The sequence below is a fragment of the Vagococcus salmoninarum genome, assembly GCF_003987495.1.
Classification (GTDB): domain Bacteria; phylum Bacillota; class Bacilli; order Lactobacillales; family Vagococcaceae; genus Vagococcus_D; species Vagococcus_D salmoninarum.
Genome location: NZ_NGJU01000016.1, coordinates 60,445 through 80,353 on the forward strand (window position 1 = coordinate 60,445; position 19,909 = coordinate 80,353).

Sequence of the window (19,909 nt, forward strand, 5' to 3'; positions counted from 1 at the left end):
TATAAGATTTAAAATTGGGATGTTTTTAAAAAGATTAAGCTATCAAGAGAAACTAGTTTTTTTAATAAAAACAGTATTTTTGTTAGAACTTTGTTATGATAAAGGTAGTATTTATAGATAAAATAGCTGAAATGGAGAATTATATAATGACGAAAAAAATTGTGTTTATTGATGTTGATGGAACTTTAGTAACAATGAATGAAGAAATACCCTTATCTGCTCAGAAAGCTATCAAAGCTGCCAGGGCAAATGGTCATATTTTATACTTGTGTACTGGACGTTCAAAACCGGAAATTTATGACTCGATTTTAGAAGTTGGCTTTGATGGAGTGATCGGAGCTGGTGGCGGCTATATTGAATCTCAAGGGGAAGTCATCTATCAACGTCAAGTAACAGCCGAGAATGTGAGACAGATGGTTGATTATTTTATGACTAATAATTTTAGTTTTTACTTAGAGTCCAATGGTGGTCTTTACGGGAATTTAAAATTACGGGAAGATATTATTGAAAAGTTCACCCAAGCAATACCAGCAGAGCAACGGGAAGCAGCTAAAGAAAACTTCCAACACCCATTTCTTGATAAAATTCATTTTAGTGATGACAATCTCTATCGAACAGATGTTAATAAAGCTTGTTTCTTAGAAAATCCAGCTGTGGCTTTTCCAGACATTGTAGCGGAATTTAAAGATGCCTTTGAAGTCATACATTGTACAGTACCAGCTTTTGGCGATGATAGTGGCGAATTAATGGTTCCAGGTGTCCATAAAGGTGTCGCCATTGAGTTCTTGTTAGATCATTTAGGGATGGATGTCAGCCAAACTGTTGGAATTGGTGATGGCATGAATGACAAAGAGATGTTAGAGCTTTGCCAAATTGGAATTGCCATGGGGAACGCTAAAGAAGGTTTAAAAGCTGTGGCTGATTATGTGACAACTGATTTAGAAGATGATGGTTTATATAATGCCTTTAAGCATTATAATTTATTTTAAATAAATAGAAAAAAACAACGACTTGCTTATGACGGCGAGTCGTTGTTTTTTGTTAGTTGATAATGGCAATCGTTAGCTTCGTCATAAAAATCTAAAACATCTTCCTCAGGTTTAAAAACTAAATGATAGCCGTATGGGTCACGGACAACCATTTTATCAGCAGTCAGTTCTAAGAGCTCATTGACTAATAAGTTATTATCTAGTAAGACAGATAAATCAGTTAAAATGTTTAAAGTATGCTTAACCCGTTGGTGTCGGTCGTAAAATGACCAGTTACCTTGATAAAGCTTTTGTAAAGTGTCTTTTGACGGATGGGTTTGACGTTTTTTTTTGATTAACAATGAACTAGCTAGGCCAACAGCAACAGAAAGACCAACAAATAACGATAAATGTTTTTTTGACATGCCTAGACCTCCTTTTTGAATAAGACTACTTCTTTATCATAGTACATCTAGGGCTATTTAGCTATCATTCTAAAGTCTGAATTGAAAGAAATTTTAGTGTATAATTAGTTAATGAAAAGGATGTGGATTAGATGGTTATTTATCCAGAAGTGACAGTAGCAAGATTTAAGGAACGAAAAAATCGTTTTATTGCTCATTGTCTCCTTCCTGATACATTAGAGGAAGTTGTTGTTCATGTTAAAAATACAGGTCGCTGTCGAGAACTGTTACTGCCAAACGTTGAAGTGGCGTTGAGTTTTCAAGGCTCCCCTACAAGAAAAACCGATTATGACTTAATTGCAGTAAAAAAAGGGCAGCAATGGATTAATATTGATAGCCAAGTCCCAAATCAGTTAGCTTTTGAGGGGATCAAGAATAAAACAATCAGCTTGCCTGGTTTAAGAGGAGAGCTAACTGTTTTAAAACGGGAAGTCACCTTTGGAGAATCACGTTTTGATTTGTATGTTGAAACAAGTGAGCAGCAAAAAGCAATTATTGAAGTTAAAGGCATGACTTTAGAAAATCAGCAAATTGGTGCCTTTCCAGATGCACCAACTGAGCGCGGCTTAAAACATGTCAAGGGTCTAATTGAGTATCAAAAAGCTGGCTATCAAACTTATTTATTGTTCATTGTCCAGCTTACTCAAGTGACTAAGACAACGATTAACCAAGTGATGCAACCAGCTCTACGAGAGACAATCTCAGGGGGACTGCTTCAAGGCCTCCAAGTGTTATCTTATGATTGCCAAGTGACACCTGATACAATAGCAGTTAAAGGGCAAGTTCCTTTTGACTTAGTAACTGAATTTACTCCTCCGAATAGTCAGTTGTAAGGCGGATTAGGTAGTAGAGTCAGGCAGGAAAAAGAAGTTAAACTAACCAAATTAAGCTAACGAAATCAAAAGAAATGGCTGAACATAGTAGTTAAATTATGTTATGATGCAAGAAACTAGAAAAAAATTGGAGACTAAGAAATGACATTCAGAGAAAAATTACCAGCAGCGTGGCAACAATATTGGGAAGAGCTAGGCTACGAAACAGCTTCGCCGATTCAAGAGAAAATGTATGACTTGCTTTTATCAGATCAAAACATTGTCGGTGTTTCACCAACTGGTTCTGGTAAAACTGTGGCTTACTTACTACCATTATTACAAAAAATAAAAAAAGGCGAAGGCAATCAATTATTAATTTTATTACCTTCTCAAGAATTAGCTGTACAAGTTGGAACAGTTACTAAAGCCTGGGGTGATTTATTAGGTCTGACAGTCCAATCACTGATTGGTGGGGCGAATGTTAAACGCCAAGTTGACAAATTAAAAGAAAAGCCTGAAGTTCTTGTGGGAACGCCAGGGCGGGTCTTTGAGTTGATTAAAGCTAAAAAAGTCAAAGCTCACTTACTATCAATGATTGTCCTCGATGAAGTGGATCAGTTAATTGAAAGTAGTGAATTAAATGCGACTAAAAATATCTTAAAGGCAATTATGAATGAAACCCAAATTGTTTGTGTCTCAGCAACGGCCTTAGCTATTGAAAAAGAATTAGGTACTAACTGGACAAAAGAAATCGTGACTGTTGATGTGAGTCAAGAAGACCAATCAGCCGGAACAGTGGTTCATGGTTACATTGAAGTTGAGGCTCGTAAGAAATTAGAAATGATTAAAAAGCTAGCCTTTGTGCCGGGCTTTAAAGGAATCATCTTTTTTAACGAGTTACAAGAAATGGGCTCTGTGTCAGAAAAACTTAGTTACCAAGGAGTACCGAATGTCACCTTAGCTTCTGATCAAAATAAATTAGAACGGAAACTAGCCTTAGGAGCCTTTGCAGAAGACAAAGTTAATTTATTATTAACAACGGATATTGCTGCCCGTGGCTTGGATTTTACAAGTTTACCTTATGTCATTCATTTTGATATCCCTTATGCCCAAGAAAACTATGTCCACCGTTCAGGTAGAACAGGTCGAATGGGGAAAGACGGAACAGTTATAAGCTTAGTTAACGAGTATACGATGCGTGATTTACGCAAAGTTACTAGAGATGTCGAAGACAGTTTAGTTGCCTTCAACGTTCATAGTGCTAAAATTGTCGTAGAGCAACCAAAAGCTGCTCATAAAAGTCTTAAACCAGTCAGTGATCAGCCGGCAAGTGTAGCTGAAGCGAAAAAAGTCCGCGTGCCAGTAGCGGAACCGGTCAAAAAAAGACTTGAACCAACAGTCAAAAAGAAGAAGAAAAACAAGCCAAAAGATACCAAAAATAAAGGGGCCCGTAAGAAAAAGTAAGTCCTAGTACTAAATCTTGGAGGAGAGTTATGTCTAATAGAAAAGAACAGATTATCCGCTTATTAACCAAGTATCCAGAAGGCTTAACCGCAATGGATGTCGCCGAGAAAATGGAATTGGATCGGACAAATGTTAGTCGTTATTTAAATGAATTATCTAAAGAAAAGCGGGTCAGTCGTTCGACTGGCCGGCCAATCATCTTTAGTGCCTTGATAGAATCAGAAGAAACGCTAGAATCCTTTGCTGTGACTTTTGATAACTTAGTTGGTGCAAATGAATCTCTGAAAGTTGTGATTCAACAAGCAAAAGCCGCAATGCTCTATCCACCTCGAGGCCTTCATTCAATTATATTTGGGCAAACAGGAACAGGAAAATCCTTATTTGCTGAATGTATGTATCGTTTTGGAATTAGTTCAGAAACCTTACCAGAAGATGCCCCATTTATTTCTTTTAACTGTGCAGATTATGCTCAAAATCCGCAATTACTTTTTGCACATGTATTTGGTGTCAAAAAAGGCGCCTTTACCGGCGCAACTGAAGATCGGGAAGGCTTAATGGCAAAAGCCGATGGCGGGATTCTCTTTTTAGATGAGATCCATCGCTTACCACCAGAAGGTCAAGAGATGCTCTTTACCTTTATTGATAAAGGTGTCTATCGGCCTTTAGGTGAGAGCAATAAAACCCATGAAGCTTCAGTTCAAATTATCGGAGCGACAACAGAGTCATCCGAAGCGTTTCTAAGTACGTTTAATCGGCGAATCCCGATGTCGATTACTTTGCCACCATTAACAGAGCGCTCTATTGATGAACGTTATGAAATTGTAACTTTATTTATTAAACAAGAAGCGAATCGCTTAAACCAACGGATCATCGTCGAACGGGACTCGATTTTAGCCTTTATGCTCTACCATGCTGAAGGGAATATTGGTCAAGTCAAACGGGATTTAAAATTAGTTTGCGCGAAAGCCTTTCTCCACTATCGGACGAATCAAGAAGAGTACCTTACAATTCATCAAGGGGAGTTACCTTTACAAGTTCAAAAGGGACTGCTAAAAATCAAAGAAATGCCTGAACGAGTCGATCGTTTTATTGACAAAAATAGTCAATTTTTAACGTTTGATCCAGGGGCGAATGATGTCGTTTGGTCTTTAGATCCAGCTCGTGATATGGGTGTTTACAATACAATTGATGAAAAAGTCTCAGAGTTAAGCCCAAAAGAACTAGAAGATACTAATTTGGAACACTTAATTGAAACCGATGTTAACAAGTATTTTGAGGCTTACGTTGATGAGTTAGCCCGGAATGACATTCACCGTGATTTAATTACTGATAGTATTTGGCATTTAACTGACCGTCTTTACGACATAGCGGAAGAACGTTTAGGACGGCGTTATAATGAAAAAGCCCGCTTTACCTTTGCCTTACATTTACAAGGAACCTTAGAACGAATCCGGGACGAGCGTAGTATCATTCATCCCAACTTAAATGAGATTCGGATTAACTATAAAAAAGAATTTAAAGTTGCGATTGATTTGTCGGCGATCATCGAAGAAGAATATGATATTGAAATACCTTTTGATGAAATTGGTTTTATTAGTATGTTTCTTTCGATTGATATTAGCGAGAAAACGCAACCGCAAGAAAGTAAAGTAGCAGTTATCTTACTTATGCATGGTAAATCAACGGCTTCTAGTATGTTAGAAGCTGTCCAAGAGTTACTAGGGACTGAAACTGGTCAGGCTTTTAATATGCCTTTAACAATGGAAGTCCAACAAATGTATGAACAAGTTAAAAATTTTGTCGTTGAGCACAAAGCAGAAATGGCTAGTGGGATGTTGTTATTAACAGATATGGGATCACTGAATAGTTTTGGCAATATGATTTTTGAAGAAACTGGTGTCCGAACGAAAGCGATCTCGATGGTCAGTACGATGACCGTTTTAGAAGCTGTTAGAATGGCAAGTATTGGCCGAACGTTAGAAGATATTTACCAAAATATTCAAATGTCTTTTGAGAGTATTATTCGAAATCAGTTCCGACCTCAAAAAGAATTGAACAAAGCGATTATTGTCACTTGTTTCACTGGTGAAGGAGTTGCCACAAAACTTTACGAGCGGATTTTACCTGTTGTTAATACGAAGGAAATTGAAATTATTCAAATGCAGTTTCTGGAAAAAGAAGCGTTCAAAAAACACATTGACGAATTAATGGAAACCTATGAGATTAAAGCGATTGTTGGAACAGTCAATGTGGAGTATCAAAATATCCCATTCTTTTCAGCCTTTGATATCTTCAATAATGAGAAATTAAATGTCTTTAAACGACTAGCTGCCGACGAAGTTCCCTTAGATCAGATGGTTGCATCTTTAGAAGGGACTATTAAAAGTGTTCCTTCGGTCTCACAACTTTTAACTGTTTTACAAAAAATTATTCATCAAATTCAAGCAGACATGCAAATTATCGTTGAACCGGGCGTTGATGCCGGGATGTTAATTCACTTAGCTTTCTTAGTCGAAGCCTTGAAAACTGGCCAAGAAGCACGGAAATTTAAAGATTTAGCAGCCTTTAAAGCTAAGAATAGAATTGAAATCAATGCGGTGCAATCTAATTTAATGCCTTTAGAAAAACAATACGACATCATATTACCTCAGAGTGAAATAGCTTACGTTGCGCAAATGATGTTGGAAAATAAAATTAATCAAGAATATTTAGATACACACTAAAGCTAGTGTGTAAGATTATAATCTTTAGTGTAAAGTGTAATTGTCTAGACCAGTCTACGTGAAAACACTGTCATAGCAAGGAAAAACCGTGCCGGGAAAGTTGGCACGGTTTTTGCATTATATAAAGGTGTAAATAAAAAAAAACTAAGGAGTGTATGTAAAATGTCAAAAAAAACAATTATGTTAGTCTGTTCAGCAGGTATGAGCACAAGCTTATTAGTAACTAAAATGCAAAAAGCAGCCGAAGCTCAAGGTCTTGAAGCAGATATCTTCGCAGTTTCAGCATCAGATGCAGATTCACACTTAGCAGATAAAAATGTTAACGTACTTTTATTAGGACCACAAGTTCGCTTTATGAAAGGCCAATTTGAGAAAAAATTAGAGCCAATGAACATTCCTTTAGAAGTTATTGATATGAAAGATTACGGCATGATGAATGGCGAAAATGTTTTAAATCAAGCATTAAACTTAATTAAAGAGTAGTTTTAATTAGACAATTGAATGACGATAGGAGTTTTTATAGATGGATGAAGCAAATTTAGAATCAATTATGGGGTTAATCATTAACGCCGGTAATGCTAAAAGTGACGCAATGGAAGCGATTCAAGCAGCTAAAGCTGGTAACTTTGAGGAAGCCGCAGAAAAAATTAAAAGTGCTGAAGCTTCATTAGTTGAAGCACATCACTCGCAAACAGGGCTTTTAACTAAAGAAGCCCAAGGGGATCACATGACAGTAACTTTATTAACAGTTCACAGTCAAGATCACTTAATGACATCGATTGCGTTCACTGATTTAGCGAAAGAAATCATTGAATTACACGAAAAAATGGCTAAATAAGGGACGGAAGTCTGATAGATTATTTCTTTAGGGAAGAACTGATTTATCATCAGCAAGTGTCATTGCTGAACTATTTGGTTCAACATTATAATAAATTTTTTGAACGGAATTTATTATTAATTATTGGCTTAAAGGGGATAACCCCATTAGCATATATTTATATTATAGGAGGTCTGTAAGATGATGGACAAATTTATGAGCTGGATGGAAAGATATATTCTTCCAGTTGCAGGAAAAATCGGTTCGCAGAAACATTTGGTAGCGTTACGTGACTCATTTATAGGAACAATGCCAGCAACAATGGCCGGATCAATCGCATTGATGATTAATGCTATTATTCGTGACTTACCCGCACAATTTATTGATGGGTATGATTACACTCAAATTCCAGTAATCAATGAATTAGTTGGAATTAACGGTTACATGTGGAATGGTACAATTGCCATTGCCGGATTAATCTTTGCTTTTTCTTGGGGCTATAACTTAGCTAAAGCCTACAAAGTTAACGAACTAGCTGGAGCAATTGTTTCCCTAGCAGCGTTAATTCAAGGAATTGGTTTTGCGGCAACAGGAACTGTTAACGTTGCTCAAGGCGAACTAGGTGATAAAGCAATTCAAGCTTTAACAGATGCTGGTTCAGTTGTTGCTACAGTAGAAGTAGTTGATCCTGTTACTAAAGCAGTGACGTTGTTCGACTCAGTTCAAAACGGTGCCTGGGGTTGGTTAAACCTTAACCACTTAAACGGGAATGCCTTCTTTACAGCAATGATTATCGGCTTTGTCGCTGTTTCAATCTTTGCATTCTTGATGAATAAAAACATCACAATCAAATTACCAGAACAAGTTCCACCGGCAGTTTCTAAAGCCTTTGCTGCGATTATTCCAGCAACAGCAGCCATGTATTTTATTGCACTATTTAACTTTGTATTCCTTAAATTAACAGATATGTTATTCATTGACGCGGTTCAAAAATATATTGCAGAACCGTTAATGGGCTTAACTCAAGGATTCTTCGCAATTGCCTTGATTACTTTAGCCGTGCAAGTCTTCTGGTTCTTCGGTATCCATGGACCAAACGTTTTAGCACCAATTTTAGAAGGTGTTTATGGTCAAGGTTTACTAATCAACCAATCAATCTTAGAAGCTGGCTATGCTGGCAAAAAAGGTACACCAGCTGTCTTAGCTGCCATTGAAGACGGAAAAGCCTTCATGTGGACTCGTGGATCATTCGATGCCTTCTCTTGGTTCGGTGGTTCCGGTGGTACAATTGTTTTAATCTTAGCCATTTTAATCTTCTCAAAACGAGCTGATTACTTAACAATGGGTAAATTATCATTAGGACCTGGTATTTTCAACATTAATGAACCAATCATGTTTGGTTTACCAATTGTTTTAAATCCAATCTTATTCATCCCATTCTTACTTGCACCAGTTGTGTCAGTAGCTATCGGTTACTTTGCAACAGCTGCCGGTTTAGTAGCACCAGTTTCACAAGCTGTTACATGGGTAACACCGCCATTACTGTTGTCATTCTTAGCAACAGGGGCTGACTGGAGAGCACCAATTGTAACCTTAGTAGCGATGATTGCCAGCTTTATTATCTGGGCGCCATTCGTTATTGCAGCTAACAAAATGGATCCTTCTATGACAGAAGATAACTAAATTTAAGTATTAGCCGTAACTAAAGCTAATATGGTACACTAATAAGTAAGTAAAGAGTTGCTTTCGCTTCCATTGAGGTGGAAGCAGCTCTTTATATTTTAAAATTAAGGAGTGAAGGAATTGATCGAATTAAACGCACCAGTTCAACAAGATAAAATGATTGAGTTTTTAGACGGATCTGAAATTGAAGGAGTAACTTTTACTTTTAAAGAAAAAAAAGGGATGAAACTCTTTTTTGAAGTTAATAGTGAAGATGTGGAAGAAGCTGCTCGCACAGCGAGAAATGCGATTAAAGCCCAACCATGGGGATCAGTCTTATATTTTCAAGCAGTAGGTATTAAATAAGAAGTAAAAAAGATTGGATGGTTTGATAGTATGATTAAAAGTGGGTTATTTTTATGCAGTATCGGTCTCTTAGTTATTGTCTTTAGTGCAAATCAAAATACTGCAACCTATAATTGGATGAACATGATTATTGGTGTGACGATTTTATTTGCAGGTTGTATTTGTTATTACAAAGGCGCCAAGGCTGAAAAAGCAGCAAAAGATAAAGAGGTGAAATAAGATGGAAATTATTAAACAAATGAATGTTCCAGCAGCGTTTTTATACGATAAAATCATTGATTCAGTCCTCTTTGATATTCGTAAGCAAACAGGAAAAAGCGTGACTAAAAAACAATTAAATAATTTTGAATATGTTAAAGAATATTCTAAAAATAGCCGAGCTAAAATTAAAATTGAAAAACATATTGAAAATCAATCTTATCACTTTAGAACCTCGACAACCCGCAACGATTTTTTAGTCAAATACGATATTCAACCAATCGACGACAAAACGTGTCAAGTTGTCTACCAAGAAGAAATGGAATCTTTCGGGACGCTGCAAAAACTAAATGATGCCGCTACCGGTTTACTACTAGGCTTCTTGAAGAAAAAACAATTTAAAAAAATGCTCACAATGATTGAGTCGTCTTACTAAATAGCCCCACAGAGGGCTTTTTATTTTGAGACACTATAAACAAGGAGCGAAGCGACGCAGAGAATAGATGTCGAAAAATACAAGGGAATTAATCAAAGATTAATTGCGTTGTTACCGACCCAGAGGAGACACTATAAACAAGGAGCGAAGCGACGCAGAGAATAGATGTCGAAAAACCCTCAATGCTTATGGCAGAGCCATTAGCAATTTAGGCGAACGAAATGATTTAAGTAATAAATCATGAAGTACAAGGGAATTAATCAAAGATTAATTGCGTTGTTACCGACCCAGAGGAGACACTATAAACAAGGAGCGAAGCTTTTGAATCTTTAGCACTTAAAAAGCCCCAGAGGGGAACTACTAAGTAAAAGAGCTTCACTAATCAGCACTAGATTCTTTAAACTTTAAAGTAAAAAAATTTAAAAGAAGACTAGACATTTTTCTTCCTTCATGAGAAACTAATAAAGGTCTTGTTCCTGTAGCTCAGTAGGATAGAGCAATTGCCTCCTAAGCGATAGGCCGCTGGTTCGATTCCAGTCAGGAACATTAAAAACGTCCTTGAGAAGAATCTCAAGGACGTTTTCCTATGTATAAAATTTAAGCCCAGTCGCCATTGCGGAATAAAGGCACTTTGGAACCATCAGCACGGATGCCGTCGATATCCATTTTGTCGGAACCAATCATAAAGTCAACGTGGGTTGAACTTAAGTTCAGTCCAGCTGCTTCTAATTCTGCTTGAGTCATTTCCGTACCACCTTGTAAACTAAAGGCATAGGCTGAACCTAAAGCTAAGTGATTTGAGGCATTTTCATCAAAGAGTGTATTGTAAAAAGTAATACCTGATTGAGAAATTGGTGAAGGATCTGGTACTAGGGCAACTTCTCCTAAACTTTTAGCACCTTCGTCAGTTTCTAGGAGTTTTTTTAGAACTTCTTCCCCTTGATCAGCTGAAGCCGAAACGACTTTACCTTTTTCAAAGTTAAAAGTCATACCAGTAATGGTTGTCCCAGCGTAGCTTAATGGTTTAGTACTAACAACCACGCCATCAATCCGGTTACGATCTGGAGCGGTGAAGACTTCTTCAGTCGGCATGTTAGCCATGAACTTCTCATTACGAGAGTTGAAGCTACCAGCACCTTCCCATAAATGATTCTTAGGTAAACCAATCGTTAAATCAGTACCAGGTGCAGTGTAGTGTAAAGCGTCGAACTGTTCAGCATTTAACTCAGCCGCTTTCGAGGCTAGTTTTTGGTCATGTTCAATCCAAGCTTGGACAGGATTATCACTATAAATCCGAGTTGTTTTGAAAATTTCATTCCAAAGAGCGTCAACTTGTTCTTCGCTAGTCGCTAATTCTGGAAAGACTTTAGCTGCCCAAGCAGTTCCAGCTGCGGCAACGACAGTCCAACTCATTTTATTCGCTTGACTGGCTTGACGTAACTTACTTAAAGCCTTACCGTTAGCAGTTTGGAAAGTTGCAACTCGGTCCGGATTAGTACCAGCTAAAGCATCAGGATCTTGAGAAACAACGCTAATTCTGCTAGCTCCTTGTTCTACCCATGAATCAGCTTCATCAATTTTATATTGAGGGACAGTTGACATTAACTCATCACCTGCATGTAAGAAAAATTCTTTTTGGATGATGTCATCTTTCCATTGAACACTGACGTGAGTGGCCCCTAGTTGGTATGCTTCTTTGACGATTAAACGAGCTAGTTCAACTTGCTCCACATCGATATTTAAAACAACTCGATGATCTTTTTGAACGTTTACCCCAGTTGCAACGATTAATTTAGCATATTTCCCTAAATTATCTTTAAAATTTGATAAAGTCATAAAAAAACCTCCTATATTTAGTTACTATTAAATTATGGTTACTTATTGTATGATAACACAAAGGGGTGGTCGCCTCAATTAATTTCAGACCAATCAATAACCAAATAACAAGCATTATATTAATAAGGATTGTTTACCGAACTTGATTAATATGTGCAACAAGGTGTAATATTAAGTTTGTTATATAACTTACTTTTTTTATCGTACGATTCATGATACAATAATATAATAATAAAAAAACAGTAATCGGATTACAAGGGATGAGTTTGAAATAACACGATTTAAAATCTCCCCCCTTTAAAAAGAGCCTGGCGAAAGAGAGGAAAGAAATTATGGCACGAAAAAAAACTATCACAAAAGATCAAATATTAAATGCGGCTTATGAGATTGTTGCAACAGAAGGATTTTCTAAATTTACCGCTCGTAATATTGCAAGTAAGATGAAATGTTCGACGCAACCAATTTACTTAGAATTTAAAAATATGGATGATTTAAAAGAGTCACTATTCATAAAAATTGAAACGTATTTACGAGATGAAATTTTTGGTAAAGAAATTACTGGAAATCCAATGATTGACATGAACTTAAATTATGTTAAATTCGCAACGGAAGAAAAGGTTTTGTATCGCTCACTTTATTTAGAAGGACATTCAGGGGACGAGATGCTTAACCAGTTTAGTCATGATTTATTTATGACTAATATTAATCAAGATCCGAAACTTAAAGATCTAGATGATGAAATGAAAAATGCGATTTTTTCTGGTACTTGGATAGTTGCTACAGGAGTTGCTTCATTAAAATCCGGTGGCCTCATAAATCCGACAGATGATGAAATCATTCATTTGATCAACGATGTTGTATCTAGTGTTACTTCAAATACTAATAATCAAATTTTAACGACACACATTAATAAGAAATAAAAAAACTGTCACTTACGAGATTTTTCGTAAGTGGCAGTTTTAAATTTTACTAGCGATTGTTTTAGCAAATGCTTCTAACTTGATGATATCTTCTTCTTCAGCAGCTAAATCAACTTTAACAGCTTCAGCACCTTTAGTAGCACCGGTTTTTTCAAAGACAGCTTCAAAATCATCAACAGACTTACAATAAAACTCATAAAATGTGTCGCCAGAGCCAACAACCCCATAAATTTTACCAGTTAAGTCGACTTCTTTGAGTTCTTCGTAGAAATCAACGATGTCATCGGGTAAGTCACCTTCATCATATGTGTAAGTCGCCACAATACAAATATCGGCATCAGCGAAATCGGCAGCATCAACTTGGGTACATTCTTCAATTTCAACTTCGATGTCTTGTTCTTCTAGTGCTTCCGCAACGATGTCAGCTATTTCTTCAGTATTACCAGTTAAACTGGCATAAACAATTTTAGCTAAGGCCATGTGTTTTTCATCCTTTCCAATCAGTTTACAGTTAAATTATACCAGAAAAAGATATTTTTAAAACAAACAACTTTAAATATATTCGATATTTGGTCTTAAAGACACAATATGATAGAATATAATGTGCGAAAGCCTTTAAGAAAAAGGTAAAAGAGCTTAATAGTCTTAAAGCTAGTTAAGCGAAGATGATAATAGAGGAGAAGGAACGAATGATTACATTAAAATCACAAAGAGAAATAGACAATATGGCAGAATCAGGAGCATTGTTAGCGCGAGTTCACCAAGAGTTAAGAACATTTATTAAACCAGGAGTAACAAGCTGGGAAATCGAAAAATTTGTTCATAAATTTATTAAAGAAAATGGTGGCGTAGCAGCTCAAATTGGTTTTGAAGGGTACAAGTATGCGACTTGTTGTAGCATTAATGATGAAATTTGTCACGGCTTTCCCCGTAAAGAAAAATTAAAAGATGGTGACTTAATTAAAGTTGACATGTGTATTGATTTAAATGGGGCAATGTCAGATTCATGTTGGTCATATGTCGTTGGTGAATCAACACCAGAATTAGATAAATTAATGGAAGTGACTCGACAAGCTTTATATGTTGGGATTGAACAAGCGCAAGTCGGCAACCGAATTGGCGATATTGGTCATGCCATTCAAACTTACGTGGAAGGGCAAGATTTAAGCGTCGTTAGAGATTTTATCGGCCACGGCATTGGTCCAACGATTCATGAAGCCCCAGCTGTTCCCCATTATGGCGAAGCTGGCAAAGGGTTACGTTTGAAAGAAGGCATGGTCATCACTATTGAACCAATGGTTAACACAGGCTCATGGCGCATGAAAATGGATGACAATGGCTGGACTGCGCGCACTGTCGATGGTGGAATTAGCTGTCAATATGAACACACACTAGCGATTACTAAAGAAGGTCCAAGAATTTTAACGTCACAAGGGGACCAATAACAAGGTGAGAAAGCACTTATCAATCGTTTAAGCATTGGTAAGTAGTTAAGGAGATTTATGGGTGCATTAAAAAAGCTAAGTAACAATGAGAAAATTAAACGTTTTATTCAAACGGTCCTTGGCAGGGTTAAAGAAGCAGAAATCGGACCATCGGCAGCGACAATCGCTTATTATTTGTTGTTGTCATTGTTTCCATTGATTATTGCAGTAGGAAATATATTACCGTACTTAAATATTAACCCTGAAACAGTTTTGCCCTATATTCAATCAATGTTACCTGAGAGTATTTTTAAAATGCTAGAAGGAACCATTCGTTCATTGTTAGAAACATCTAATGGTGGCTTACTATCCCTTTCAGCGGTGGCAACATTGTGGGGGGCGAGTCGTAGTATTAATGCCTTGCAAAATTCATTGAATAAAGTTTATGGGGTGACGAGGCGTTCTAATATGTTACTAACAAGACTTTTCTCATTTGGAGCAATCTTTATGTTTTTAGTCGCTGTCATGTTGCTAGCGATTGTCTTTACTCTTGGTCAGTCAGTCTTAGATTACATTTTACCAATCTTAAATTTACCTGGTACTATTTCTGGCTTATTCGGTACTTTAAAATGGCCGGTAACAATGATTTCACTCTTTTTAACGATGAGTTTAATCTATTCTTATTTGCCTAATGCGAAAGTCAGAGTGCGTTCAGTCTTACCTGGTGCTTTATTTTCAACAATCGGCTGGATGGCTTTAACTCAGTTTTTTGGATTGTATACGAAATATTTTTCCAATGGCTTTTCAAGTTATGGCTTAATCGGTGGATTTATTGTCTTTATGTTATGGCTGGATTTTGCCGCAACAGTGATTATCTTAGGTGGTGTCATTAATGCTGTGACAGAAGAGTATACAAATGGTGAAATCGAGGCTAGAGAAAGTCGCATCCCAGATAAGTTAACACAAATAATTAAGCAAACAAAAAAAGAAAAGTCATAGAAAAATTTATTTTTCTGACTTTTCTTTTTTTTCTGTTAAAATTTGATTGCGATAAGCACGATTGCCAATAAATTTGAGACAACTAATTAAAGGTTGGTGTTTGCTACCAGTTAAACCAATTAATTCAACGAAAAGTTGAAGACCGAAAATAGTCGCGACGATCATGATCCAGTTGGCAAGACCGCTAGCAAAAGAATAAAGAATCGCGATTAATGAGAAAATTAAAGCTAAAGCATAAATCATTAAAACGGCACCGCGATGAGTAAAGCCAATTGACAATAAGCGATGATGTAAATGCATATGATCAGCGCTTGAAATTGGTTGTTTGTTTAATGTCCGTCGAATAATGGCGAATAAAGTATCAGTTATTGGAACACCGAGAATAATAAGTGGTGTAATTAATGAGACAAAAGTTGCATTTTTGAGCCCTTGTAAAGAGAGAACAGCAATCATAAAGCCTAAGAAAAGGGCACCGGTATCACCGAGGAAGATTTTAGCTGGAAAAAAGTTTCTCGGTAAGAAACCTAAAATACTGGCAACTAAAAGAAAAATCGTAATTGGTACTTGAATCATAACCGCTCCAGAAGAAGTTGATAAGTAACCAACGATCCCGATAGAAGTTAAGGCGATGATTGAAACCCCTGAAGCGAGCCCATCTAAACCATCGATTAAGTTAATCGCGTTTGTTAAGGCGAGAATCCAAATGATTGTCATTGGGAAACTGAGAAACCCTAAGTCAATGTTAGTAAATGAGAAAAGATTAACAGTATCCATTTTAATGCCAGCCACAAAGTAGGCATACATTGCTGCTACAATCATCCCCACAAGCTTCTGCCGTGGTCTTAAGGCGTAAATATCATCGATTAAACCGGTTAAGACAATAATACCACTAGCAACAATGAGATGGATTGAGAAGTCCCAAGGGATAATGTCTTTAGGGAAAAACAGTAAAAGGGCAATTGAAAAAGTGAGATAAATGCCAAGTCCACCAGCGGAAGGCATAGGGATTGTATTAATTCGCCGTTCATTCGGATGATCAACAGCGTTTATTTTACAAGCAACTTTTTTGATTAAAGGGGTTATCGCATATGACAAAGCGACCGTTGCAGTTAATTTTAAAACTAATTCAACAATAAAACTCATGCTCTAAACCTACTTTCGTAATTCAAGATTATTATACAGTAGAATGAAGGAACTGCCAACAGCAATTCAGAAACCTACTAATTAATCTTAGTAATAGCTTACGGAATGTTTAAGAATTTTAGGATTCTTTTTTTTGAGGAGTGATTATGCTATAATTGATAGATAATTTAATGAAGGATGGACTAAATGAGCAAAAAAACTAAAAGAAATCGAACTAAGAGAAATTTAGATAAAAATGATGCAACTGATAGTACGATCACTAGAAGCCAATTACGTAAAAATAATAAAGTTTCATGGTGGCCAAGAATCTTAAAAACAACAGTCATAGTCTTTCTTTGTGGGGTTTTAGCTGCCTTAGCTTATGGGGCTAAAGTATTTGTTGAAACAGATAGTTTACTTGAAAATGCCTATCAACCAGTTAAAAGAAACACAACGATCAATGATGATATTGATCCGATTAAAGATCCAATTGCTATTTTAATTTTAGGTGTTGATAACAATGATGATCGTCAACTTGAATCAACTAGAACAGATGCCATGTTGTTAGCAACCGTTAGTCCAATCACTCAAAAAATTAGTCTCGTAAGTATCCCGAGAGATACTTACACTCAAATCAACTCACCAACCTTTGTTGGCATGGAGAAAATTAATGCAGCCTACGCTTTTGGCGAAGTTGAGTCTAGCATTGATGCAGTTGAAAACTTGATGAATATTCCAATTAATTATTACATGACAGTTGATTTTAAAGCCTTTGAAGAAATTGTTGATGTTCTAGATGGGGTTGAAGCAGAAGTGCCAGTTGATTTTGTTGAACAAAATGCTGCTGGTAAAGAGGTGGTTTCTCTTAAAAAGGGCTTGCAAAAATTAAATGGTGAAGAAGCCTTAGCTTTTGCCAGGACACGAAAAATCGATAATGATGTGATGCGTGGTAGCCGTCAACAAGAAATTATGCAAGCTGTTCTAAAAAAAGGCATGAAGCTAGGTTCTGTTACAAAATTAACCGAAGTAATGACAGCTTTAGACGGTCATTTTTGGACAGACATGGATATGGCGACTATGATGAAAGTGGCCCAATCAGGCATTACAAGTAGTTATGACTTTGATTCATATATTTTCTCATGGTTAAGTTTTGATTATTATGGCTCTAGCATGGTCGGTCTCCATGGTGACAGTTTAGATTACATTAGTCACCGTTTACGTTTATCTTTAGGGCTAGACGAAGCCGATGAACGAGATGTTGAAGGCTATGAGTTTGTTAGTAATGGTTTGATTTCTGAAAAAACTTTTCCACTAGATGGAATGGCGATTATTAATCCATAACTGCAAGTTAAAAGTATTCTAATTTAAAAAGATGTAATAAAAAGAATAGGTGGCGTTAAAGTGTCTAATAATACTGAAGTAAAAGTTAAAATGGAACTGATTACCAAAGAATATGATTTGTACAAAAAGAAATCAGACAAAATTAAATCCTTATTTAAAGGCTCTCAAAAAAATGTTCCGAAATTTTGGGCTTTACGTGGGGTTAGTCTAGAAGTTCACGCAGGTGAAACAATTGGTTTAATTGGCATAAACGGTTCTGGTAAATCAACACTTTCTAATATTTTAGCAGGAATCATCCCTCAAACAACAGGTGTTTTAGATGTTAAAGGGGAAACCTCAATTATTGCAATTGGCGCAGGACTTAAAGGACAATTAACAGGCTTAGAAAACATTCGTTTAAAATGTTTGATGATTGGTTTAACAAATAAGCAAATCACTGCTATTTTACCTGATATTATTGCTTTCGCAGATTTAGGTGCCTTCATCGACCAACCGGTTAAAAACTACTCAAGTGGGATGAAATCACGGCTAGGTTTTGCAATTGCTGTCCATAATAATCCGGATATTTTAATTATTGATGAAGCTTTATCCGTTGGTGATGACACGTTTTATCAAAAATGTGTGGATCGAATTGATGAGTTTAAAAAGGAAGGGAAGACGATATTCTTCGTCAGCCATTCCTTAAGTCAAATTAATAAAATTTGTGATCGGGTCGTCTGGATGCACTACGGTGAAGTTCGTAAGTTCGGTGAAACGAAAGAAGTAGTTAAAGAATACAACGAGTTTACGGCATGGTTTAGAAAACAATCACCAGCCGAAAAGAAAAAATATCAAGATAGTTATAAGAAGAAACAGAGTTCGTTTTCGTTGAAAAAATTAAAAACGGAAGTTCTGCAAACCCGGGTAACACCAAAGGAACTAACAGGACCTGCAATAGGTAAAATGACGTCATTGACTAAAGGGTTTATTGTAGTGGCACTCCTATCTCTAGTTTTTTTAGGATCTGTCAATGTGAATGGCCGTTCTTTAAAACGAGTCATTATGAATCCGACGTTGTTATTTAAAAAACCAGTACCAAGTAAACCAGCAACACCAGCTAATGAAAAGAAAAAAGCGGCGCTGTCAGATTTTATTACTGACGCTGAGTTAGCAAAATGGATGTGAGTTTAATTGATGCTAAAAAAACTATTAGTGAATCAAGCCAAAAGTTTTTATGATTTTTGTGTTTCAAAGATCTCACTTAAAGCAAGTCGTCAAACAACTAATAATGAAATTGCTTATGTTTTAAGTTTTCCAAACAATGACGAAGGCCTAATAACAGAAATTAGTGAGGCGTTCCCTGAAAAAAGGCTAGTCATCTACTACTCAGAGACATGTCTTAATGAAGCACAAATGCTAGCCTCGCAAGGTCTTGAAATTAGGTCGTTTGATCAGCCAGTTACATTTTTCAGAAGGGTAATTCCTGCCTTAGCACGGACCAAAATGATTATATGTGATAACTATTTTCCCTTTTTAGCAAATTTGGTTGTTCAGCCCGAAACGCGAATCATCCAAATCTGGCATGCCAATGGCGCAATCAAAAATTTTGGTTGGCAAGATAAGCAAACTCAAAAGCGAAGTCAAAGTGAAAAAGCTCGGTTTCAAAAAGTCTACAATAGTTTCACTGATTTTATTGTCGGGTCGGATGCGATGGCGGAAATTTTTAAAGAAGCTTATCGGGTGCAAAATGATAAATTCCAATACTTAGGTTTGCCACGAACAGATTTTTATTTTGCTAATCAAAATAAAGGAAACAGTCGGGAAAGGCTAATTGCTAAGTTCCCTGAACTAAAAAACAAACAAATTTTATTATATGCTCCAACATATCGGGAACACTCACTGACAGTCGTTGATTGGACAGAGGTTCTAAGTGAGCTGACAACTGAAAGTATTTTAGTTTGTAAGTTTCACCCGAAAATGTTGAAAGTTTTACCAAGGGCGGTCCAAGATGATCCCCGGATTATCATTGATTTAAAAGGGGTGAGATTAGCTGAATGGTTGCTAATAGCTGATTACTTGATTAGTGATTATTCCTCAGTCCCTTTCGAATATGCTTTAGCTAACCCCCAAGGTAAATTATTATTTTTTTGTCCAGATCTAACTGAATATCAAGCAGAAGTTGGCATCCAGGCACATTTTCAGCAGAGTGTTGCAGGTGGCCTTAGTCAAGCAACTTCAGAACTGATTAGCCAAATAAACCAAGAAGAAAGTGCGAATCTTGGGAAAATCAATGAAGTCTGGAATCGATATAATGATGGTCAAGCTAGCCAACGGTTAGTTAATTACATGAAAATAAGACTTAAAGAAGAGGGTTAAAT

The 19,909-nt window shown here is 36.5% G+C and carries 20 protein-coding genes and 1 tRNA gene; 17 read left to right on the top strand and 4 right to left on the bottom strand.

Going from position 1 to position 19,909, the window contains the following annotated elements:
- Positions 1–146 precede the first annotated feature (146 nt).
- The gene (locus CBF35_RS10695; protein WP_126780985.1) at positions 147–989 is read left to right on the top strand and encodes a Cof-type HAD-IIB family hydrolase; all 843 of its coding nucleotides are present in this window, start codon (positions 147–149) and stop codon (positions 987–989) included.
- Positions 990–1,015: 26 nt separating this feature from the next.
- Here CBF35_RS10695 and CBF35_RS10700 read toward each other — a convergent pair whose 3' ends face one another.
- Complete coding sequence (locus tag CBF35_RS10700) at positions 1,016–1,393, bottom strand: DUF4828 domain-containing protein (protein WP_126780987.1); 378 nt, start codon at positions 1,391–1,393, stop codon at positions 1,016–1,018.
- A 131-nt stretch (positions 1,394–1,524) separates the two neighbouring features.
- On the opposite strand from CBF35_RS10700, the gene sfsA reads away from it, so the two are divergent.
- The 10 genes from sfsA (at position 1,525) to CBF35_RS10750 (ending at position 10,456) form a co-directional block, all read left to right on the top strand.
- Positions 1,525–2,265 carry a DNA/RNA nuclease SfsA gene (sfsA, locus tag CBF35_RS10705; RefSeq protein ID WP_126780990.1) on the top strand — a complete coding sequence of 247 codons (741 nt, stop codon included), beginning with the start codon at positions 1,525–1,527 and terminating at the stop codon, positions 2,263–2,265.
- A 141-nt stretch (positions 2,266–2,406) separates the two neighbouring features.
- Complete coding sequence (locus tag CBF35_RS10710; RefSeq protein ID WP_126780993.1) at positions 2,407–3,708, top strand: DEAD/DEAH box helicase; 1,302 nt, start codon at positions 2,407–2,409, stop codon at positions 3,706–3,708.
- Between the two features lie 29 nt (positions 3,709–3,737).
- Positions 3,738–6,431 (top strand): sigma-54-dependent transcriptional regulator, encoded by a 2,694-nt coding sequence (locus CBF35_RS10715; protein ID WP_126780996.1) that lies wholly within the window; start codon positions 3,738–3,740, stop codon positions 6,429–6,431.
- A 162-nt stretch (positions 6,432–6,593) separates the two neighbouring features.
- Positions 6,594–6,914, top strand: coding sequence for a PTS sugar transporter subunit IIB (locus CBF35_RS10720; protein WP_126780998.1), 321 nt, complete (start codon positions 6,594–6,596; stop codon positions 6,912–6,914).
- A 40-nt stretch (positions 6,915–6,954) separates the two neighbouring features.
- A complete protein-coding gene (locus CBF35_RS10725) occupies positions 6,955–7,269 on the top strand; it encodes a PTS lactose/cellobiose transporter subunit IIA (protein WP_126781000.1) in 315 nt (104 codons plus the stop codon).
- A gap of 183 nt (positions 7,270–7,452) precedes the next feature.
- Positions 7,453–8,931: a PTS sugar transporter subunit IIC gene (locus CBF35_RS10730; protein WP_126781045.1), complete on the top strand. Its 1,479-nt coding sequence runs from the start codon at positions 7,453–7,455 to the stop codon at positions 8,929–8,931.
- A gap of 156 nt (positions 8,932–9,087) precedes the next feature.
- A complete protein-coding gene (locus tag CBF35_RS10735) occupies positions 9,088–9,276 on the top strand; it encodes a hypothetical protein (protein WP_425330187.1) in 189 nt (62 codons plus the stop codon).
- 30 nt (positions 9,277–9,306) lie between these two features.
- Complete coding sequence (locus CBF35_RS10740) at positions 9,307–9,495, top strand: DUF3188 domain-containing protein (protein WP_126781004.1); 189 nt, start codon at positions 9,307–9,309, stop codon at positions 9,493–9,495.
- A gap of 1 nt (position 9,496) precedes the next feature.
- Positions 9,497–9,910 carry a DUF3284 domain-containing protein gene (locus tag CBF35_RS10745; RefSeq protein WP_126781005.1) on the top strand — a complete coding sequence of 138 codons (414 nt, stop codon included), beginning with the start codon at positions 9,497–9,499 and terminating at the stop codon, positions 9,908–9,910.
- 472 nt (positions 9,911–10,382) lie between these two features.
- Positions 10,383–10,456 (top strand) — tRNA-Arg (locus CBF35_RS10750).
- A gap of 51 nt (positions 10,457–10,507) precedes the next feature.
- Here the strand turns inward: CBF35_RS10750 and CBF35_RS10755 are convergent.
- Positions 10,508–11,746 carry an aminopeptidase gene (locus CBF35_RS10755; RefSeq protein WP_126781007.1) on the bottom strand — a complete coding sequence of 413 codons (1,239 nt, stop codon included), beginning with the start codon at positions 11,744–11,746 and terminating at the stop codon, positions 10,508–10,510.
- A gap of 332 nt (positions 11,747–12,078) precedes the next feature.
- On the opposite strand from CBF35_RS10755, the gene CBF35_RS10760 reads away from it, so the two are divergent.
- The gene (locus tag CBF35_RS10760; protein WP_126781009.1) at positions 12,079–12,666 is read left to right on the top strand and encodes a TetR/AcrR family transcriptional regulator; all 588 of its coding nucleotides are present in this window, start codon (positions 12,079–12,081) and stop codon (positions 12,664–12,666) included.
- 39 nt (positions 12,667–12,705) lie between these two features.
- Here the strand turns inward: CBF35_RS10760 and CBF35_RS10765 are convergent, their stop codons facing one another.
- Entirely contained in the window at positions 12,706–13,146 is a 441-nt protein-coding gene (locus tag CBF35_RS10765) for a flavodoxin (protein ID WP_126781011.1), read from the bottom strand.
- 209 nt (positions 13,147–13,355) lie between these two features.
- Here CBF35_RS10765 and map point away from each other — a divergent pair, with 209 nt between their 5' ends.
- A complete protein-coding gene (gene map / locus CBF35_RS10770) occupies positions 13,356–14,111 on the top strand; it encodes a type I methionyl aminopeptidase (protein WP_126781013.1) in 756 nt (251 codons plus the stop codon).
- A 57-nt stretch (positions 14,112–14,168) separates the two neighbouring features.
- Positions 14,169–15,089: a YihY/virulence factor BrkB family protein gene (locus CBF35_RS10775; RefSeq protein WP_126781015.1), complete on the top strand. Its 921-nt coding sequence runs from the start codon at positions 14,169–14,171 to the stop codon at positions 15,087–15,089.
- A gap of 6 nt (positions 15,090–15,095) precedes the next feature.
- Here the strand turns inward: CBF35_RS10775 and CBF35_RS10780 are convergent, their stop codons facing one another.
- Entirely contained in the window at positions 15,096–16,232 is a 1,137-nt protein-coding gene (locus CBF35_RS10780; protein ID WP_126781017.1) for an MraY family glycosyltransferase, read from the bottom strand.
- Positions 16,233–16,418: 186 nt separating this feature from the next.
- Between CBF35_RS10780 and CBF35_RS10785 the strand changes: the two genes are divergently transcribed.
- The 3 genes from CBF35_RS10785 to CBF35_RS10795 all read left to right on the top strand — a co-directional run bounded on the left by CBF35_RS10785 (position 16,419) and on the right by CBF35_RS10795 (position 19,907).
- Positions 16,419–17,552 (top strand): LCP family protein, encoded by a 1,134-nt coding sequence (locus tag CBF35_RS10785; RefSeq protein WP_126781019.1) that lies wholly within the window; start codon positions 16,419–16,421, stop codon positions 17,550–17,552.
- A 90-nt stretch (positions 17,553–17,642) separates the two neighbouring features.
- Positions 17,643–18,716 (top strand): ABC transporter ATP-binding protein, encoded by a 1,074-nt coding sequence (locus tag CBF35_RS10790; protein ID WP_126781047.1) that lies wholly within the window; start codon positions 17,643–17,645, stop codon positions 18,714–18,716.
- Between the two features lie 9 nt (positions 18,717–18,725).
- A complete protein-coding gene (locus CBF35_RS10795) occupies positions 18,726–19,907 on the top strand; it encodes a CDP-glycerol glycerophosphotransferase family protein (protein ID WP_126781021.1) in 1,182 nt (393 codons plus the stop codon).
- The last annotated feature ends 2 nt before the right edge of the window (positions 19,908–19,909 follow it).

What these genes read in the sequence shown, in the direction of transcription:
- CBF35_RS10695 (WP_126780985.1), top strand. Translation starts at nt 147, where the DNA reads ATGACGAAAAAAATTGTGTTTATTGATGTTGATGGAACTTTAGTAACA.
- CBF35_RS10700 (WP_126780987.1), bottom strand. Translation starts at nt 1,393, where the DNA reads ATGTCAAAAAAACATTTATCGTTATTTGTTGGTCTTTCTGTTGCTGTT.
- sfsA (WP_126780990.1), top strand. Translation starts at nt 1,525, where the DNA reads ATGGTTATTTATCCAGAAGTGACAGTAGCAAGATTTAAGGAACGAAAA.
- CBF35_RS10710 (WP_126780993.1), top strand. Translation starts at nt 2,407, where the DNA reads ATGACATTCAGAGAAAAATTACCAGCAGCGTGGCAACAATATTGGGAA.
- CBF35_RS10715 (WP_126780996.1), top strand. Translation starts at nt 3,738, where the DNA reads ATGTCTAATAGAAAAGAACAGATTATCCGCTTATTAACCAAGTATCCA.
- CBF35_RS10720 (WP_126780998.1), top strand. Translation starts at nt 6,594, where the DNA reads ATGTCAAAAAAAACAATTATGTTAGTCTGTTCAGCAGGTATGAGCACA.
- CBF35_RS10725 (WP_126781000.1), top strand. Translation starts at nt 6,955, where the DNA reads ATGGATGAAGCAAATTTAGAATCAATTATGGGGTTAATCATTAACGCC.
- CBF35_RS10730 (WP_126781045.1), top strand. Translation starts at nt 7,453, where the DNA reads ATGGACAAATTTATGAGCTGGATGGAAAGATATATTCTTCCAGTTGCA.
- CBF35_RS10735 (WP_425330187.1), top strand. Translation starts at nt 9,088, where the DNA reads ATGATTGAGTTTTTAGACGGATCTGAAATTGAAGGAGTAACTTTTACT.
- CBF35_RS10740 (WP_126781004.1), top strand. Translation starts at nt 9,307, where the DNA reads ATGATTAAAAGTGGGTTATTTTTATGCAGTATCGGTCTCTTAGTTATT.
- CBF35_RS10745 (WP_126781005.1), top strand. Translation starts at nt 9,497, where the DNA reads ATGGAAATTATTAAACAAATGAATGTTCCAGCAGCGTTTTTATACGAT.
- CBF35_RS10755 (WP_126781007.1), bottom strand. Translation starts at nt 11,746, where the DNA reads ATGACTTTATCAAATTTTAAAGATAATTTAGGGAAATATGCTAAATTA.
- CBF35_RS10760 (WP_126781009.1), top strand. Translation starts at nt 12,079, where the DNA reads ATGGCACGAAAAAAAACTATCACAAAAGATCAAATATTAAATGCGGCT.
- CBF35_RS10765 (WP_126781011.1), bottom strand. Translation starts at nt 13,146, where the DNA reads ATGGCCTTAGCTAAAATTGTTTATGCCAGTTTAACTGGTAATACTGAA.
- map (WP_126781013.1), top strand. Translation starts at nt 13,356, where the DNA reads ATGATTACATTAAAATCACAAAGAGAAATAGACAATATGGCAGAATCA.
- CBF35_RS10775 (WP_126781015.1), top strand. Translation starts at nt 14,169, where the DNA reads ATGGGTGCATTAAAAAAGCTAAGTAACAATGAGAAAATTAAACGTTTT.
- CBF35_RS10780 (WP_126781017.1), bottom strand. Translation starts at nt 16,232, where the DNA reads ATGAGTTTTATTGTTGAATTAGTTTTAAAATTAACTGCAACGGTCGCT.
- CBF35_RS10785 (WP_126781019.1), top strand. Translation starts at nt 16,419, where the DNA reads ATGAGCAAAAAAACTAAAAGAAATCGAACTAAGAGAAATTTAGATAAA.
- CBF35_RS10790 (WP_126781047.1), top strand. Translation starts at nt 17,643, where the DNA reads ATGGAACTGATTACCAAAGAATATGATTTGTACAAAAAGAAATCAGAC.
- CBF35_RS10795 (WP_126781021.1), top strand. Translation starts at nt 18,726, where the DNA reads ATGCTAAAAAAACTATTAGTGAATCAAGCCAAAAGTTTTTATGATTTT.